The sequence below is a fragment of the Bacillus sp. z50 genome (assembly GCF_058313585.1).
This window is the reverse complement of the sequence record NZ_JBZFQL010000002.1, coordinates 511382-527879: the sequence shown is the minus strand read 5'-3', so window position 1 is coordinate 527879 and position 16498 is coordinate 511382. Positions and strand designations below refer to the sequence as shown.

Here is a 16498-nt window from a genome sequence, read left to right as displayed (position 1 = left end):
GGAGGTTAAAACGTGAGTACTATTGCTCAAAAAAAGGGGTTTCTTAGTGTCATTTGGGATTATTTAACGACTGTTGACCATAAGAAAATTGCCAAGCTCTATATCTTTGCAGGTGGATTTTTCTTCTTGCTGGGTGGGCTTGAGGCAATGTTTATAAGAATTCAGCTTGTAAAGCCAGAAAATGATTTTATCAGTGGTGGAATGTTTAACCAAATTATTACCATGCATGGAACAACCATGATTTTCCTTGCCGCCATGCCTTTATTGCTTGGATTTATGAATGCGATTATGCCGCTGCAAATCGGGGCTAGAGACGTAGCATTTCCATTTTTAAATTCATTAGGTTTTTGGTTGTTTTTCTTTGGAGGAGTCTTTTTAAACTTATCCTGGTTTATGGGCGGAGCGCCTGATGCCGGATGGACATCTTATGCAACTCTATCATTGGCTTCTGAAGGTCACGGTATAGATTTTTACATACTTGGACTTCAGATATCAGGTATGGGCTCGTTAATAGGGGGAATTAACTTCCTGGCCACAATTATTAATATGAGAGCACCTGGAATGACGTTTATGCGTATGCCGCTTTTCACGTGGACAACATTTGTGGCATCTGCCTTAATTCTATTTGCTTTCCCGCCGCTTACAGTTGGTTTGACACTAATGATGTTTGACCGTATGTTTGGTTCCAGTTTCTTTGTAACGGCTTTGGGTGGAAATACAATTATTTGGGAACATTTATTCTGGATCTTTGGACATCCGGAAGTATATATTTTGGTTCTTCCGGCATTCGGAATATTCTCTGAAATTATTCCAACATTCTCGAGAAAGAGATTATTTGGATACTCATCTATGGTCTTTGCAACTATTTTAATCGGTTTCCTAGGATTCATGGTATGGGCTCACCATATGTTTACGGTTGGTCTTGGGCCAGTCGCAAATGCGATATTCGCAGTAGCAACAATGGCGATAGCTGTTCCGACTGGTATAAAGATCTTCAACTGGATTTTCACGATGTGGGGTGGTCAGATTACGTTTACGACCCCTATGTTATACGCCGTTGCATTTATTCCATCTTTTGTAATGGGTGGAGTAACGGGAATTATGAATGCTGCAGCTCCGGCTGACTATCAGTATCATGATAGCTATTTCGTTGTTGCCCATTTCCACTATGTTATCGTCGGTGGAGTAGTTCTGGCCTTGTTGGCAGGTACACATTTTTACTGGCCAAAAATATTCGGTACAGTATTGAATGAATTCATGGGTAAAATCACATTCTGGTTATTCCTAATCGGATTCCATTTAACATTCTTTGTTCAACATTTCCTTGGATTAATGGGAATGCCTAGACGTGTTTTCACTTATTTGGACGGACAGGGATGGGATAATGGCAACTTAATATCTACTGTCGGTGCATTCATGATGGCTGTAGCAGTCATTATATTATTGGTTAATATCGTAGTTACTTCAGTTAAAAATGTTAAAGTCGGTAATGACCCATGGCAAGATGGACGTACACTTGAGTGGGCAATTTCTTCACCGGCTCCTGAATACAACTTTGAAAGATTACCATTAGTAAGAGGATATGATGCATGGTGGCTTGAAAAAATGGAAGGTAGAAATGCGATGACACCGGCTGAACCTCTTGGTGATATCCATATGCCTAACAATTCAATTCTTCCTGTTATTATTTCTTTTGGATTGTTTGTTGCTGCATTTGGAGCACTTTATAATGCAACGGATAAAGAATGGACAGTCCCGGTAATGGTGATTGGTTTGTTGATTACCTTTATAGCTATGCTCATCCGTTCCGTTAAAGATGATCATGGGTATCATATCCATAAAGAAGATTTGGTATCTTCTAATGCTAAAAGTGATAAGGGGGTTGAGGTGTAATGAATGCAGGGCAAAAATTCACACCAGAAACATGGCCATCTCATCCTGAGAAACATACAGATGACGGAAAGCATAAATTTTTAGGTTTTTGGCTTTTCCTCGCTGCAGAGACAGTGCTTTTTGCTTCATTATTTGCAACATACTTAGCTCTGAAAGATAGTGTACCGCCTAATAAGGAAATGACTCTAGCCAAAGATTTATTTGATATGCCGCTGGCGTTTATTGCTACTATGCTGCTGTTAACCAGCTCATTAACAAGTGTTTATGCGATGTATCATATGAGAAACTACGATTTTAAACAAATGCAGTTTTGGCTGTTAATCACTGTTTTATTAGGGGCTGCTTTCCTGGGCTTAGAAATCTATGAATTTAATCATTATGTGCATGAATATCATCACACATTTACAGGTTCTGCATTTGGATCCGCCTTCTACACATTAGTCGGCTTCCATGGTGCCCATGTAACCTTTGGACTATTGTGGATTATTACGTTAATGCTCCGTAATTCGAAACGTGGCTTAAATCTGTATAATGCTCCGAAATTTTATGTTGCGAGCCTATACTGGCATTTTATCGACGTTGTATGGGTATTCATTTTTACAGTCGTTTACTTAATGGGAATGGTGGGGTGATGATAAATGGAAAATCAACCTAAAACACATCTTAGTAAAGAAGCTCTTAAATATAGACGTAAGAAAAATGCGGAAGATATGAAGATGCAGGTTATTACATTTATTATGATGATCTTTCTAACCTTAATTGCGTTCTTTGCAGTAGGTTATGATGGATTTTCCAAGTGGTTCGTTTTACCATTCATCTTGTTGCTTGCGGTAATCCAAGTCATTTTTCAGCTCTATTATTTCATGCATATGAATAAAGAAGGTCATGGAACGATGGCAGGATTTATGTATACCGGGTTACTGATCGGTGTGACTACTATCCTTGCATTTGTATTAATTGTGTGGATTTAAGATGGAATCGGCTTAACTTGTTAAGCCGATTTTTTTTAGAAACTAAAACTATATGATTTCTGGGTTATTTGATATTTTCTTGTGAATTTCTGGGCAGGAAAACTAATTATGAGGTGAGATAAATGGAATTAGATATATTTGGATTTAGGGCCCTATGGAGTCCTTACCTGTTCCTCGTGACACTATTGATCATAGCCTTCTATTTTTATATCACCTATTTTAAAGCAGGTGACCAATTTAAAAAGAAAGAAGCTGTATACTTCTCGATAGCTATGATTCTTTTATACATGATAAAGGGGTCGCCAATAGATTTATTGGGACATCTTTCTTTTACGGTTCATATGGTTCAAATGGCTTTTTTATTTTTAGTTATTCCACCATTTTTTCTATTGGGATTGCCGGATTGGTTACTAAAAAAGTTCGTATTTAAAAAATGGTTTTTAATGATTACACAACCATTAATAACATTGATTTTCTTTAATGGACTGTTTTCTTTTTACCATGTTCCGTCAATTTTTGATATCGTCAAAGTCAATATGTTGCTTCATGGGCTTTTCACAGTGGTATTGTTTATTTCCTCGCTGTTCATGTGGTGGCATCTAGTTAATAAAATCGAAGAAAGCCAGCGATTATCAGGATTAAAGAAAATTGGCTATATCTTTGCCAATGGTATATTAATTACACCGGCCTGTGCGCTTATCATCTTTTCTAAAGATCCCATGTATGCAACCTATGCAGATCCAGCTGTATGGATGGAGGCGATGAAATTGTGTGTTCCTGCCGGTACCTTATCCACTTTGGACTTAAGCAGTCCTCAAATGTTTATAAATATGCCGGCTGTTGAAGATCAGCAAACAGGCGGTGTAATTATGAAAATAATTCAAGAAATAGTATATGGAATTATCCTGGCTACAACTTTCTTCACTTGGTTTAAAGAAGATACCAAACATGCGGATGCAGAAACAAAACGTTTTATGGAGGCAAATCCGCATTTAGGGAACTAATTAATAATAGTGAAACTTTAGTGAATACTGTAAAATAATTTGAGTTTTCAAATTTAGTATTTTACAATTATAGAGTTAACAGAATAAGTAAAGTGAGGTTCCACCATTATGAGCAGTTCATTACCAGTCCTGCCTACGATCAGCACGGCTTGTATCGTAATCAGCGCAATCCTTGTAGGCTTTGGAGTATGGCAAGTAAAAAAAGGGAATATAAAGGTCCACGAAAAATTAATGTTTTGGGCAGCTGTTTTTGCAGTTGTGTTCTTCATTATTTATGCAAGCAGAACGTTATTTATAGGGAACACGGCATTTGGAGGACCTGAATCAATAAAAATTTACTATACAATCTTTTTAATCTCACATATTACATTGGCTACAATAGGAGCCGTAATGGGGATTATCAGTCTGTATTATGGTTTTAAAGGGAAGATTGAGAAACATCGAAAAATCGCTCCGCCTACAAGCGTCATTTGGATGGTGAACGCGGTTGCTGGTGTCACTGTATATTTATTGCTTTATGTAATATACGAAGGTGGTAAAACAACAAGTGTATTTAAAGCGATTATTGGTTCATAAAAAATAAAAGTTGCATAGGTAAAACGGGTCGTCTCATAGAATTAGAGATGACCTTTTTTCGTTTCTTTCTTTTACATGGCGGCTTAGGAATGGATTTTGTCAGGACTGGCTGATGTTTATCATAGGCTTTATTTAGAGGCAATTAATCGGAGGTGCGGTAATGAAACAAATTAGGACTAATCGCATTCTTATCTTTCCTTGTTCCATCTCATTGGCTAAGTCCCTTATTTTGTACCCGTATGATTTCAAAATGGTATCGCCGGTAATTGTTCCTGAATCTTTCCCATCTGATCGCGTAAAATGTATACTCCCTCTTTTAATAGAATTATATGAATTGGAAGGTGGGGATGTAGGTTGGTGGATCTGTTTTATTATTGATTTGCAAAGCCAAAAATTCATTGGAGAATTGGAGTTGGAGGGAGAAGGTGAAAAATTAACCTTTTCCTTAAGCTTTACAGATGCTCAGACAGAAAAAGAGTTTGTTTCTGAAGTTATGGAGGGTTTTTTCTATTATATTCATAAAATAGGGATTGCCCAAATGATCCAAACAGAAATAGCAGATAAACGTTTTTATTATAAGGAAACCTTAAAAAAGTATGGATTTAAAGCAGTGGGAGTGGAGGGGGATTATTGTTTAATGAGAAAAAAAATAAAATAAGCCTGCGGAGATCATACAATCTGCAGGCTTATTTAATAATCCTTTATTCCACTTCTACAAATATATCCAGTTCAGCTTTAACTGCCGCAAGAACTGTCTCGCATTGTTTTTGAAGAGATGTAGGAAAATGCTCTGTTTCACCATATTCAACACCATGTGGATAATAGTGTTTACCTAGGACTGGTGTCATGAGTTGGATAGTTGCCCGATGTGCACCTACGTCACCTTCAACCGCATAGCCAAAGACACGTAAATAAAAAGTGCCATCCCTTAATTCATATTTCTTATCGTAGGATACGCGTTCGTAATCCCATTGTTCGGCTCTGACTAAACCGTTTTCACTCATAACCTCATCGAGCCTGTTAAGGTTAACTTGGTATTTTTCAAGTCCTGTATTTTCAAATCTCATCTTATTTCCTCCTATCCCCTTTTAGAAAATGCTTTGTTCGGTATGAAACAAGTTTTGGAAATTCTCAATTTTAATTTTAGTATTATTTTACCTTATCTGCAATAAATTGTTCTTTTATAGAGGCAGAAAGGTAAATTCGTTCATTTTGCTATCCAATATGTTTATATTATACTTATTTTTCATTGTTTACATTTAAGTGATAGGTTTGTTTGAATTCTAATGGTATAATAAAAAAATATAAAGTAAGAATGACAGGAGGGACCACCTCTGAAATTGGTCTTTAGGGTTTTCTTTAGTTTAATTTTAATCACTATCTTCGGCATCTATGTAACGGTTAAAGATGATGTCAAAGAAAATACAGCTATCATTGATCAAAATTCCGTTAATGAAAATACAATGGAAACTTCGGATAAGATTAAAGAATTAACAGATAACGAATCCAGACCTGAACAGGGTGTATCTAAATGGATTGGTAAAACCAGTAATCAGTTACTGGATGAATATGGGGAGCCAGACCGTATTGATCCTTCAGTTTATGGATATAACTGGTGGATCTATAATGATACATTAAGTAAGTATATACAATTTGGCGTAAACGAAAAAGATAAAAAAATTGTAACCCTATACAGTTCAGCAGAAGATATTAATTTATATCCATTCTTTATTGATCAAACAGTGGAGTCCTTGTATAAGGAATTGAATATGAATAGTTATATAGAACTGAATTGGAAAGGCACTGAATATCGTTTCGAGTTGTCGGAAGAAGATCTTCATTATCGCCCTCTAATAAAGTTTGGCGATATGTATGCTCAGGTTTATTTGGATAAAATTCTCGGTCAGGTATCAGGTGTGAGGTTTATGGATGCAAAGACATTGATTATGCATAAGCCATATGAGCTGACATACCGTGGAGAATTGGATGAACCTGAAGAGTTAACGGATGAAGAATGGAAGCTGGTTGAAGAAGGAAGTCAGCAGCAAATTCTTGATTTGACAAATATCATACGAACACGTTTTGACTTAGGTACCCTTGAATTTGATGAAAAAATTTCAGCTGTGGCATTTAAACATAGCGAAGACATGATGGTGAATGAGTATTTCGATCATGTATCACCCGATGATAAAGATGTTGGTGATCGTTTGAAGGAAGGCGGTGTTTCTTACTACTCAGCTGGCGAAAACATAGCTGCTCAGTATACAGATGCAATTGCGGCTGTTGAAGGATGGTTAAATAGTAAAGGGCACAGAGATATAATGTTAAATGAAGATTTTACGCGCCTTGGTGTGGGAGTATATAAAAGATACTATACTCAAAACTTTGTTGCGTTATCTGATTAAATGATACAAAAAAGAGCACTGAAGGAAAGTATTTCTCCTCAGTGCTCTTTTTTGTGTGTAAATATTATTTGTATAAAGGAAGTCTATGTGCGGAATTCTTTGGAAATATGCATCACTTTTCTATATTTCGAAACATATACTACCCTAGGCGTATGTCATGTGGTGAGGTGAAATTAAATGGATGATTCCAAATTGCATCCTTCTGTCCAGGATTTTAAGCTTTTTCTTAAGAGTAATCCGAAAATCGTAAAAGATGTAAGAATGGGTAAGAAAACATGGCAGGAAATTTATGAAGATTGGTCTTTGCTGGGTGATCAGGATGAAGTGTGGAATGAATATAAAGAGGAAAAAAAGGAAAAGGATGAGACTGAAAAAACAGATAAGGGCGAGTTTATTTCGCAGCTTTTAAATCAACTTAAAAAAATGGACCCTGATCAAATTCAAAAACAAATTGGGAATTTTAGTCAGGTTTTAGGAGTGGTTCAGGGAGTCATGTCTCAATTTCAATCTTCCGGACAATCAGAAAGTGCACCACCTTCCGTCCAGAATAATCATCCTTTCAAATTTCGGCAAGATTAGCTAGGTAGGAGTGAGAGCTTGAGACAAGATATCTATGAATTAATTGAGGCAGATGAAGATTTACTGAGTTTTTTGAGGCAACAACCAATCTGGTACAGACGTTTGTGCAGAAATCCACAGGATTTTTCGAAATTTGATACTGAAGCTAAGTACTTTTTTAAAAAAACGATTCCGGATCGTGTTCATCAGCTTTCAAACAGCGTTCAAATGGCTTCTATGATGGTTTCGATGTTTCAGTCAATGAATACTGGTGAATAACGGTTCCTAAAAAAATGAGGACGTTCTGTAAGAGTAGATGAAGTAAGGGGTGTTTGGCAGCGAATTACTTCTTCTACTTACCAAAGTAATAGGGGACAAGCCATATATCTTTTATAGGTGGATAATATTTCTAAGTTATAGCATCCTTGGATATTACATGGTATGATAAAGTTGGAGGTGAGTATTTTCATGCTTGCTACTATTGAAACGGTTGAAATCATTGACCATGCTGAACAATTGGCTAAAGATATAATGAACTCAGATATAGCTAAGCAATACTTTTTAAGTTTAACTCAGATGTATAAGGATAAAACGGCCCAGAAAAAAATTCAAGCGTTTAATTCTTTAAAGGACGCTTACGAAGAAGTACAGCGTTTCGGAAGATACCATCCGGATTATCGTACTGTCTCTAAAGCAATTCGTGAGGCTAAAAGAGAAATGGACCTTCATCCATCTGTTATTGAATATAAACAGGCTGAAACAAACTTACAGCAATTACTTGATGAAATTAGTATGCTGATTGGTCATTCAGTATCCCCTCATATAAAAGTCCCGACAGGAAATCCGTTTTTTGAATCATCCTGTAGCGGAGGCTGTGGCAGCGGAGGAAGCTGTGGATGTTCCTGATAGGAACGAGAAAAAAAGGCAATCCCAGAACAAATGGGGTTGCCTTTTGGTATATGGCCGAAATTAGATTTTGTAGCAACTAATACAAACGTTGAGGTTGTATGATAAACCTATCCGATTCTCCATAGGAAAGTGGGATCGATATCTTTTCTATTATGCAGTTTCATTTAAAGTACTCCTATCATTTTTGATATAAACTCTGATAGTGCAGACCTATCCAAGGAGATAATCGAGTTAGTTGCAATCTCTAGATTTATTCACTAATTCTGCATAGCATTTCTAAATATTGATACATCTTTTAGTAATATGGTACACTAAATATAAATTGCATCCTAAAGGGGTATGTATATGTTTGTAGAAAGGCAAAGCCTGATTGTTTGGCTGCATAGTCTAAAACAAGTGAAAACTCTGCGTAAAACAGGCAATCTGCATTATGTTTCCCGCAAATTAAAATATGCCGTATTATATGTAAATATGGACGAAATAGAAGCAGTTTCAGAAAAATTATCTTCCTATGCTTTTGTCAAAAAAGTTGAATTTTCTCAAAAACCTTTTATTAAAACTGAATTTGAGAGTAAAAAGCATGAAAAAGAAAAGGAAGAATATAGAATAGGCATTTAAAGAAAACCGGATCCTAATGGGTCCGGTTTTTCTTTATTGCCATGGGGGTAAAAAACGGTTCATGCGCAGGATACCTATTAAATACTGATAATAAAGGTCAGGGTCAGCAAAAGTAGATGAATGCCTAACTTCCAACGATATAATTTCTTTACCTTGCTCCTTGGCTGCTTGGTCAAAAAGTTCATAACGCTTGCTTGGCTTATTAACTAAAACAGGTATTCCTTCTCTGCAAATATAAAGTGGGATGAAGTCGCCATAGCTTGATTTTTTCATAACCAATACAAACGACATGACTTTGCCGCTAGGTCCCTCTGACTGTAAGCATAAAAAATAATTGATTCGATATTGATTAGCCTTTGCTAATTCCAATAGCTCATAAAGGTCAGAATATCCGGGGCCTAGTTCTATAAAACGTTGATTCATTCTTGTTTTTCCTCCTGTAAATCGGATATTGATAAGTGTATCATAATCCGGTCTAGTTCATTAGGAATATAAATGTATCCCAATAAAGTGTTCGAATCAACTGTTCTATTAATCAAATTAGTTATTTTTGAAACTGTCCACCTTGTTCACTGTGGAAAAAATGGGTGTCGGTTGATCTGTAGTTAATTCACCTAAAAGAAAAGCCCTGGCACACATAGGCGCCAGGGCTTCCTTCTACGCGCTTTTACAAACGCAGAAGGCAAAGGGAGAGGAGAAACCGGAGGAAGAACTTATGGGGAAACGTAAGTCTTCTCCGCGGTTGGCAACAACACCTCTGAAGATGTTGTTGTTAGTAGTATGACCAAATCAACCTGAACTATTCACTGATCGCAGAAATTTGATTTCTATTTGTGAAATCAAGATTTTGTGGTAGGATATTTTAGAAAGTTGAATACATATGAAATTTGGTGACAGATTATGCGAGTCATTTCAGGTACTTGTAAAGGAAGGCCATTAAAGGCTGTTCCAGGCATGACAACCCGGCCAACAACGGACAAAGTAAAAGAATCTTTATTTAATATTGTAGGACCATATTTTGAAGGTGGAGCGGTTCTGGATTTATTTTCAGGAAGCGGATCCCTTGGGCTTGAAGCCTTGAGCAGAGGAATGGAAAAAGGAGTTTTTGTTGATAAGGACTCAAAAGCTATTCAAATTATTAAAACGAATATCAGTTCATGTAAATTCGAAAGTCAATCCGAGGTACATAGGAGTGATGCTTTAAGATCATTAAAAGCTCTTGGAAAGAGAAAAGCTCAATTTGACCTCATTTTTATGGATCCTCCCTATAAAATAGCTAATATGATACCTGTTCTTATTGAAGAAATCGAAAGTGCTGAATTATTGGCAGAAGACGGTATGATAATATGCGAACATGGAGAAGAATTAACGTTGCCTGAAAAGATTGGTAATTTTACTAAGTTCCGTGTTGAAAAGTATGGCATTACGGCTGTGTCCTTTTTTGAGCGTTAAATATTTATAGAAATGGGGGGAGAATAGTGAAGAAAATAGCTGTATGTCCTGGAAGTTTTGATCCTATAACATATGGACATCTTGATATTATTCAAAGAGGAGCAAACATATTTGACGAAATATATGTCGGTGTCCTTCATAATTCTGCTAAAAAATCTCTATTTACTGTGGAGGAGAGAGTGCAAATCATTGAAGAAGCAACTGCCCATATACCAAATGTGAAAGTGGATAGCTTTCAGGGGTTGCTCGTGGATTATGCTAAGGCAAGAAATGCAAATGCAGTCATCCGAGGGTTGAGAGCCGTTTCTGACTTCGAGTATGAGATGCAAATCACCTCTATGAATCGCTTATTAAACGATCAAATTGAAACATTCTTTATCATGACAAATAATCAATATTCTTTTTTGAGCTCATCGATCGTAAAAGAAGTAGCGAAGTACGGTGGAGATGTTTCAGAGCTTGTTCCTGAATGTGTACAAAAACGGCTGAGAATAAAGATGTCTGAATAAAATGTACTCATTTATATTGCTGTTAAAAAGAAGCCAATCCTACTTAAATTAGGGATTGGCTTTTTATATGGATTTCCTATACTGTATGTATAATAAAAGGGTGTAGCCAGCCAAAGAAAGAATAGTAATCAATGCACCGTAATTAAGGAAGAAACTGAAGATAGTGCTGGATAATCCCTGCGTTTCCATTGAAAAAACAAATTCGGTGATTGATGTATTTTCAGAAGTAGATAATCGCAGATATACAGGTTTCCACAAAATCAATGTAAGTATCGCAGCAAAAAATGTATGGATGAGGCGTGCAAGAAAGAATGGTTTAAAGCGTATATCTGTTTCGGCTAAGATGCTGGCAACTTGAGCTTGTATACTGAATCCTCCAAATGCGAGTAAAGCACTGACTATGATTGCTTGTGTCAATAGTGTTGCACCGCCAGCTTGGCTTGTTAATTGCGATCCCAACGTGATTTCAAATAACCCCGAAATAAAAGGGATGCTTAAAGTAGATGGCAGATGAAGCGTGTGGAACAGGCTGCTGAAAATGGATGCAAAGAAGCTGGTAATATGTAAGTGAAACAATAGCTTGTTGATCACGGAAAAAATAATGATAAATCCTCCAATCATCAAAAGGGTTTGTATGGAGGAATTAACTGCGTCTCCTAATATTTTTCCAAATGGCCGCTGGTCATTTAGACGGGTACGGTGCATACTTTTTAAAGCTGTCATGATTGGGAAAATACTTGTATCTTTTTTACTGCGGTTAAGATTTTTTTTCTCTTCATTTCTCCCGTAAAACCTCATTACTAAACCGACGAAAATATTCGCTGCATAATGAGTTAATCCTAAAAGTATTCCAAGTTTAGCATTATTAAAAAAACCGATAGATACAGCACCGAAAATAAATAATGGATTCGATGAGCTGGTAAACGACACTAACCGTTCAGCTTCTATTCTGGATAGCTGACCTTCATCTCTCAGCCTAGCTGTTAGTTTTGCTCCAGAAGGATTACCGGATGCAAGTCCCATTGCCCATACAAATCCTCCTACTCCTGGTACCTTAAACAATGGACGCATTAGTGGCTCTAAAAAGACACCCAGTAGTTTTACGACACCAAATGCAATCAACATTTCTGCAATAATTAAAAAAGGCAATAAGGAAGGAAAGACAATTTCAAGCCATATATTCAACCCTCGAACAGAGGCTTCGAAGGCTTCCTGTGGCATCAAGATCAATGCAGCTGCCATAATAACTGCAATTAACGCAAAAAGCATTGATTTTAAGATTGATTTATCCAATTTATATCCCTTCCCTTATTAAATTTAAGCGTGGTAAATAATCTGGTGCTAAAATATATTTAGTAAAATCAAAAGAAGTTTTGTATATAGCTGGGTTGTCCCCAATAACAAAATATACTCAAAGTAAAATAATTTAGAACTAAGACTCCTATTAAGGGAACATGCCTTAAATCAGTACGGATAAAGGAGAGTCAAAAGAAATGGAACCTAAAATTGGATTAGCGCTTGGCTCTGGTGGTGCAAGGGGATTTGCACATATTGGTTTATTAAAAGTGCTAAATAGTGAAGGTATAAATATCGACTGCATAGCCGGGAGCAGTATGGGAGCTTTAATAGGCAGTTTTTATGCAAGTGGATCAGATTTAGAACTGCTGCAAAAAGTTTCGTTGCAATTTAAAAGAAAATACTTTATGGATCTGACTGTACCCAGATTAGGTTTTGTAGCCGGGAAAAAGATTGAGGAATACATTCGATTATTTACAAAAAATCAAAATATAGAGGATCTTTCAATTCCATTGGCTATAGTGGCAACGGATATAGAAAAAGGAGAGAGAGTTATTTTTACGGAAGGTCCTGTTTATGAAGCGGTAAGAGCAAGTATTTCTATACCAGGCATTTTTGTGCCCAAAAGGATTAATGGGAAATTACTTGTAGATGGAGGATTAATGGATCGGGTCCCTGTATCGGTTGTGAAAGAAATGGGAGCGGATATTGTGATTGCAAGCGATGTCTCTGCAACAAGAGGAGATACGGATATTGAATCTATATACGATGTTATTTTTAAAAGTTTAGATATACTGCAAATGGAAATTGTCAAAATGAAAGGGATTAACGCTGACGTAATGATTCAGCCTGCTGTAGAATCATTTAGTTCATTGGCATTTACAAACATTCTTGAAATTATTATGATTGGGGAGCAAGAAGCAAGAAAAAAACTGCCGGAGATTAAAGAGGCCATACAGCATTGGAAGGAGAAAAAAGATGAAGCATAAGCGTAAACTTAATATAGGCAAAATTGGGGTTGCAGTTCTATTGCTGGCATTTCTGGCTGCATTTTATAAATTGCCTTATTATGTTTCCACCCCTGGGTCGGCGGAGACATTGGAGCAATTTGTAGAGGTTGAAAATGGAAGTGAAGCAGATGGCTCTTTTATGCTGACAACGATCCGAATGGGCAGAGCGAATATTTATACATATGCATGGGCTAAAATAGCAGATTATCATAGGATTTATGAACTGGAACAAATTAGAAGTCAGGATGAAACCGATGAAGAATATACGGTTAGACAATTGAAATTGATGGATGATTCCCAAACATCCGCTATCCTGAACGGGTATAAAAAAGCAGGCTATGAAGCCAAAGTAAAAGTAGAAGGCATATATGTGCTGCAGATTGCCAAGGGTAAACCTGCAGACGGAGTATTGAAACCTGGAGATCGAATTATTAAAGTCGATGGAAGTGAAATTGAGTCAAGTGAATTTTTCATAGACTATATCTCCTCGAAAAAAGCTGGGGACCAAGTGAAATTAGAAATAAAGCGTGATAATAAAAATATTGTTAAGACACTTCAATTGGAGATGCTAGAGGAAACTGGACGAGTTGGCGTTGGCATTACCTTGGTTGAGGATCGAAGTGTTGAAACAGACCGAGATATCGAGATAAACGCAGATAGCATTGGGGGGCCTTCTGCTGGGTTAATGTTTACATTGGAGATCTTTAATCAATTAACGGAAGAGGATTACACGAAAGGGAAGAAAATAGCAGGAACAGGTACCATTTCTGATGATGGAACAGTCGGTCCTATCGGTGGTGTTGATCAGAAAATTGTAGCAGCTGATCGTGCAGATGCGGAAGTGTTTTTTGCACCCAATCAACAAGGTGCTGAGGAATCGGATTATAAAATTGCTGTAAAAACAGCAGAAGAGATTGGAACAGATATGATTATTGTTCCTGTGGACACAGTTGATGATGCACTGGATTATTTAAAAAGCATGAAATAAGAGCTGCTTGATTTAAAGCATAAGCCATTGATTCGTACGGTGAATCAATGGCTTCGTTTTTTAATCAGTTAATACAATGGGTGACATATATTCACGTTTTTGAGCTTTCATAGAAATAGCTGAGGGAAGAGCGGCAGCATGAACAATGGCAGCCCTCTTATCAATATTTATTAAAGGATTTTTACAGGCTGCTAGGCGTGATACGATCTGATTTCCCTTTTCTTTTTTTATGCTTTTTAAATATTGCTGCCCGGCAGCTGTAAATCCCAATACGCGAATATATGGCGGAGTCAGGTCTTTTGGCATTTCATCTCTTGTGAAATTTAACAGCGTATAGGTTAGTATTCTTTGTAGCCGAGTCCAGGTATAACGCTTTGTTTTAATTAATGACATAAAATCCATGAAATTACTGGCGCGTTCAGCGGCTTCAATTAATCGATTCTCTAAGCCCTCTTTCATTTCGTAAATTTGGGCAAGAGATTCTGCGGGCGTCGTGATTAATTTAACTTTTAAAAATGGCCAATACAACTCCCAATTATGCAAAGTGCGCTGCTCTGTTAGATATGCTTTTAGATGGGCAAATGTTGTATCCGGAACAAAGGAAGAGATAGCATCCAGTTTACCGCTTTCCATTAATTCTTTCCGTATACCAGTTGCACTTGCTATTGTACCTGGCATGAGAGTTGGATCGTGATATCCGGAACCTGTTCGTTTAATGGTTACTGGCTCGATGGATAATTTATGTTTTAAAATCGCGGATACATAGTGATATCCAAGGATATTATTAGGCTGGTCTAAAGAAAGCATAGAAGGATGACGCGCTTGTAGTTCCGAAAAGGCCAGAGAGGCAGCCTTGGGGTAGCTGTATCCCTCCTTGCTATAGTGCTGTATCCATTGATCGATTTCCTTAGAATTTTCCTGAATAATTGAGTATGTATGTATAAAAGGTTCTATTTCTCCTTGCTCGCTGCCAAAACAAACAGACTGACAGCCAACTTCCTCTAATAATAGGATAGATGCTTCGGAGAAATATTCAGCCTTTTGAACAGCATGAACAAATGGAAGTTCGATGATTAGATCAATACCAGCCTTTAAGGCCATGGAAGTCCTTGTCCATTTATCCACCAGGGCTGGTTCCCCCCGCTGAAGGAAATTTCCGCTCATCACGCCTATGGTCACATCAGCATTTGTAATAGCTTTGGCTTGTTGTAAATGATATAAATGTCCATTATGAAAAGGATTATATTCTACTACAAGTCCCAGGGCATTCATATTGTACACCTCCTGATAAATGGTTGTTTTTTTTATAGTATATGATGGAGGAATCAGGAAGCAAGCATTCCCTAAACTTGCACTTGATTAATTCTGTTTTCAAAATGAAACATTTCGGGTAAAATAAATAGATAAGCGCTTAAAATTTGCATAAGGGTATCACATATGGCTGTAAAGAAAAAACATTGACAAATGAATTTACCAAAGCTATAATTACCTTTGTTGCCTTGAGGTGATATAATATGAAATGGACAATTCCACAACTGCAAAAATTTCGCGACAATGGTTTTAATGTAGATGAGACAGCAGATCTTTCTGAACTGAAAAAGGCAGATCCGCAAATTCGTGATATTTCACCAATTCGTGTATTTGGGAAAGCTGACTTGAGTTCCAATCGAGTTACTTTTCATTTGAAAATATCTGGTACATTGACATTACCATGTTCAAGAACCTTAGTTGATGTCCCATTCCCAATCGATGTTCAAACAACAGAGACATACCTTTTTAATCAATATGAAGGTATGGAGACTGAGGATGGAGAATATCATGTGGCTGAGGGTGATGTAGTGGATCTTACGCCGGTAATCAAAGAAATAATTCTCACGGAGATTCCATTGCAGGTATTCTGTGATACGGATCATCCTGTAGGTGCTGCTCCGCTAGCTGGAGATGACTGGGAATTAATCTTAGAGGACCAACAAGTTAAAAAAGTTGACCCAAGACTGGCAAAGTTGGCCCATTTTTTTGACAACAATGATGATAACAGTGAAAAATGAAAGACTACATAAGTCTTCCATAGAACCATCGTTTTTTAAGGAGGTGTAAAACATGGCTGTACCTTTCAGAAGAACTTCGAAAACTAGAAAGAGATTGCGTCGTACGCATTTCAAACTTCAAGTCCCTGGTATGGTTGAATGCCCAAACTGCGGTGAAATGAAATTATCTCACCGTATCTGTAAAGCATGTGGAACATACAAAGGAAAAGAAGTTGTAAATAAATAATCAACTCGAGAGAACACAGGGAAACCTGTGTTCTT

General features: G+C 37.0%; 21 protein-coding genes. 17 read left to right on the top strand and 4 right to left on the bottom strand.

The annotated features are described in order from the left end of the window. Positions 1-12: 12 nt before the first annotated feature. The 6 genes from ctaD to AC4G3N_RS08375 all read left to right on the top strand — a co-directional run bounded on the left by ctaD (position 13) and on the right by AC4G3N_RS08375 (position 5102). The gene (gene ctaD / locus AC4G3N_RS08400; protein WP_066100787.1) at positions 13-1893 is read left to right on the top strand and encodes a cytochrome c oxidase subunit I; all 1881 of its coding nucleotides are present in this window, start codon (positions 13-15) and stop codon (positions 1891-1893) included. Further along, complete coding sequence (locus AC4G3N_RS08395; RefSeq protein ID WP_066100784.1) at positions 1893-2525, top strand: cytochrome (ubi)quinol oxidase subunit III; 633 nt, start codon at positions 1893-1895, stop codon at positions 2523-2525. The genes ctaD and AC4G3N_RS08395 overlap by 1 nt, the downstream gene beginning before the upstream one ends. 6 nt (positions 2526-2531) lie before the next feature. Next, positions 2532-2864: a cytochrome c oxidase subunit IVB gene (ctaF, locus tag AC4G3N_RS08390; protein WP_066100781.1), complete on the top strand. Its 333-nt coding sequence runs from the start codon at positions 2532-2534 to the stop codon at positions 2862-2864. Positions 2865-2986: 122 nt separating this feature from the next. Continuing rightward, positions 2987-3868 carry a cytochrome c oxidase assembly factor CtaG gene (ctaG, locus tag AC4G3N_RS08385; protein ID WP_066100778.1) on the top strand — a complete coding sequence of 294 codons (882 nt, stop codon included), beginning with the start codon at positions 2987-2989 and terminating at the stop codon, positions 3866-3868. A gap of 108 nt (positions 3869-3976) precedes the next feature. Next, a complete protein-coding gene (locus AC4G3N_RS08380; RefSeq protein ID WP_066100775.1) occupies positions 3977-4444 on the top strand; it encodes a DUF420 domain-containing protein in 468 nt (155 codons plus the stop codon). Positions 4445-4604: 160 nt separating this feature from the next. Next, entirely contained in the window at positions 4605-5102 is a 498-nt protein-coding gene (locus AC4G3N_RS08375; RefSeq protein WP_139891308.1) for a hypothetical protein, read from the top strand. Positions 5103-5145: 43 nt separating this feature from the next. Here the strand turns inward: AC4G3N_RS08375 and AC4G3N_RS08370 are convergent, their stop codons facing one another. Continuing rightward, entirely contained in the window at positions 5146-5511 is a 366-nt protein-coding gene (locus tag AC4G3N_RS08370) for a YugN family protein (RefSeq protein WP_066100769.1), read from the bottom strand. A gap of 273 nt (positions 5512-5784) precedes the next feature. Between AC4G3N_RS08370 and AC4G3N_RS08365 the strand changes: the two genes are divergently transcribed. The 5 genes from AC4G3N_RS08365 (at position 5785) to AC4G3N_RS08345 (ending at position 8934) form a co-directional block, all read left to right on the top strand. Beyond that, positions 5785-6849: a CAP domain-containing protein gene (locus AC4G3N_RS08365; protein ID WP_491090012.1), complete on the top strand. Its 1065-nt coding sequence runs from the start codon at positions 5785-5787 to the stop codon at positions 6847-6849. A gap of 177 nt (positions 6850-7026) precedes the next feature. Beyond that, entirely contained in the window at positions 7027-7428 is a 402-nt protein-coding gene (ylbD, locus tag AC4G3N_RS08360; RefSeq protein ID WP_066100766.1) for a spore coat protein YlbD, read from the top strand. A gap of 18 nt (positions 7429-7446) precedes the next feature. Further along, complete coding sequence (locus AC4G3N_RS08355) at positions 7447-7686, top strand: YlbE-like family protein (protein ID WP_066100764.1); 240 nt, start codon at positions 7447-7449, stop codon at positions 7684-7686. Between the two features lie 189 nt (positions 7687-7875). Then, complete coding sequence (locus AC4G3N_RS08350; RefSeq protein ID WP_066100761.1) at positions 7876-8313, top strand: YlbF/YmcA family competence regulator; 438 nt, start codon at positions 7876-7878, stop codon at positions 8311-8313. A 348-nt stretch (positions 8314-8661) separates the two neighbouring features. Then, positions 8662-8934, top strand: coding sequence for a YlbG family protein (locus tag AC4G3N_RS08345; RefSeq protein ID WP_066100758.1), 273 nt, complete (start codon positions 8662-8664; stop codon positions 8932-8934). Positions 8935-8967: 33 nt separating this feature from the next. Here the strand turns inward: AC4G3N_RS08345 and AC4G3N_RS08340 are convergent, their stop codons facing one another. Next, positions 8968-9357 (bottom strand): DUF7147 family protein, encoded by a 390-nt coding sequence (locus AC4G3N_RS08340; RefSeq protein WP_066100755.1) that lies wholly within the window; start codon positions 9355-9357, stop codon positions 8968-8970. A 477-nt stretch (positions 9358-9834) separates the two neighbouring features. Between AC4G3N_RS08340 and rsmD the strand changes: the two genes are divergently transcribed. Together rsmD and coaD are read left to right on the top strand one after the other, a co-directional pair. Beyond that, positions 9835-10386 (top strand): 16S rRNA (guanine(966)-N(2))-methyltransferase RsmD, encoded by a 552-nt coding sequence (gene rsmD, locus AC4G3N_RS08335; RefSeq protein ID WP_066100754.1) that lies wholly within the window; start codon positions 9835-9837, stop codon positions 10384-10386. A 26-nt stretch (positions 10387-10412) separates the two neighbouring features. Further along, positions 10413-10895, top strand: a complete 483-nt coding sequence (coaD, locus tag AC4G3N_RS08330) for a pantetheine-phosphate adenylyltransferase (RefSeq protein ID WP_066100752.1) — start codon at positions 10413-10415, stop codon at positions 10893-10895. A gap of 63 nt (positions 10896-10958) precedes the next feature. Here coaD and ylbJ read toward each other — a convergent pair whose 3' ends face one another. Beyond that, complete coding sequence (gene ylbJ / locus AC4G3N_RS08325; RefSeq protein ID WP_066100751.1) at positions 10959-12188, bottom strand: sporulation integral membrane protein YlbJ; 1230 nt, start codon at positions 12186-12188, stop codon at positions 10959-10961. A gap of 200 nt (positions 12189-12388) precedes the next feature. Here ylbJ and AC4G3N_RS08320 point away from each other — a divergent pair, with 200 nt between their 5' ends. Further along, positions 12389-13180, top strand: a complete 792-nt coding sequence (locus AC4G3N_RS08320) for a patatin-like phospholipase family protein (protein WP_066100748.1) — start codon at positions 12389-12391, stop codon at positions 13178-13180. Beyond that, positions 13170-14189 carry a SepM family pheromone-processing serine protease gene (locus tag AC4G3N_RS08315; protein ID WP_066100745.1) on the top strand — a complete coding sequence of 340 codons (1020 nt, stop codon included), beginning with the start codon at positions 13170-13172 and terminating at the stop codon, positions 14187-14189. The genes AC4G3N_RS08320 and AC4G3N_RS08315 overlap by 11 nt, the downstream gene beginning before the upstream one ends. Positions 14190-14249: 60 nt before the next feature. Here AC4G3N_RS08315 and AC4G3N_RS08310 read toward each other — a convergent pair whose 3' ends face one another. After that, a complete protein-coding gene (locus AC4G3N_RS08310; protein WP_139891306.1) occupies positions 14250-15461 on the bottom strand; it encodes a nucleotidyltransferase in 1212 nt (403 codons plus the stop codon). Positions 15462-15703: 242 nt separating this feature from the next. Between AC4G3N_RS08310 and AC4G3N_RS08305 the strand changes: the two genes are divergently transcribed. Together AC4G3N_RS08305 and rpmF are read left to right on the top strand one after the other, a co-directional pair. Then, positions 15704-16237, top strand: coding sequence for a YceD family protein (locus AC4G3N_RS08305; RefSeq protein ID WP_066100738.1), 534 nt, complete (start codon positions 15704-15706; stop codon positions 16235-16237). 52 nt (positions 16238-16289) lie between these two features. After that, positions 16290-16463, top strand: a complete 174-nt coding sequence (gene rpmF, locus AC4G3N_RS08300) for a 50S ribosomal protein L32 (protein ID WP_066100735.1) — start codon at positions 16290-16292, stop codon at positions 16461-16463. Positions 16464-16498 lie beyond the last annotated feature (35 nt).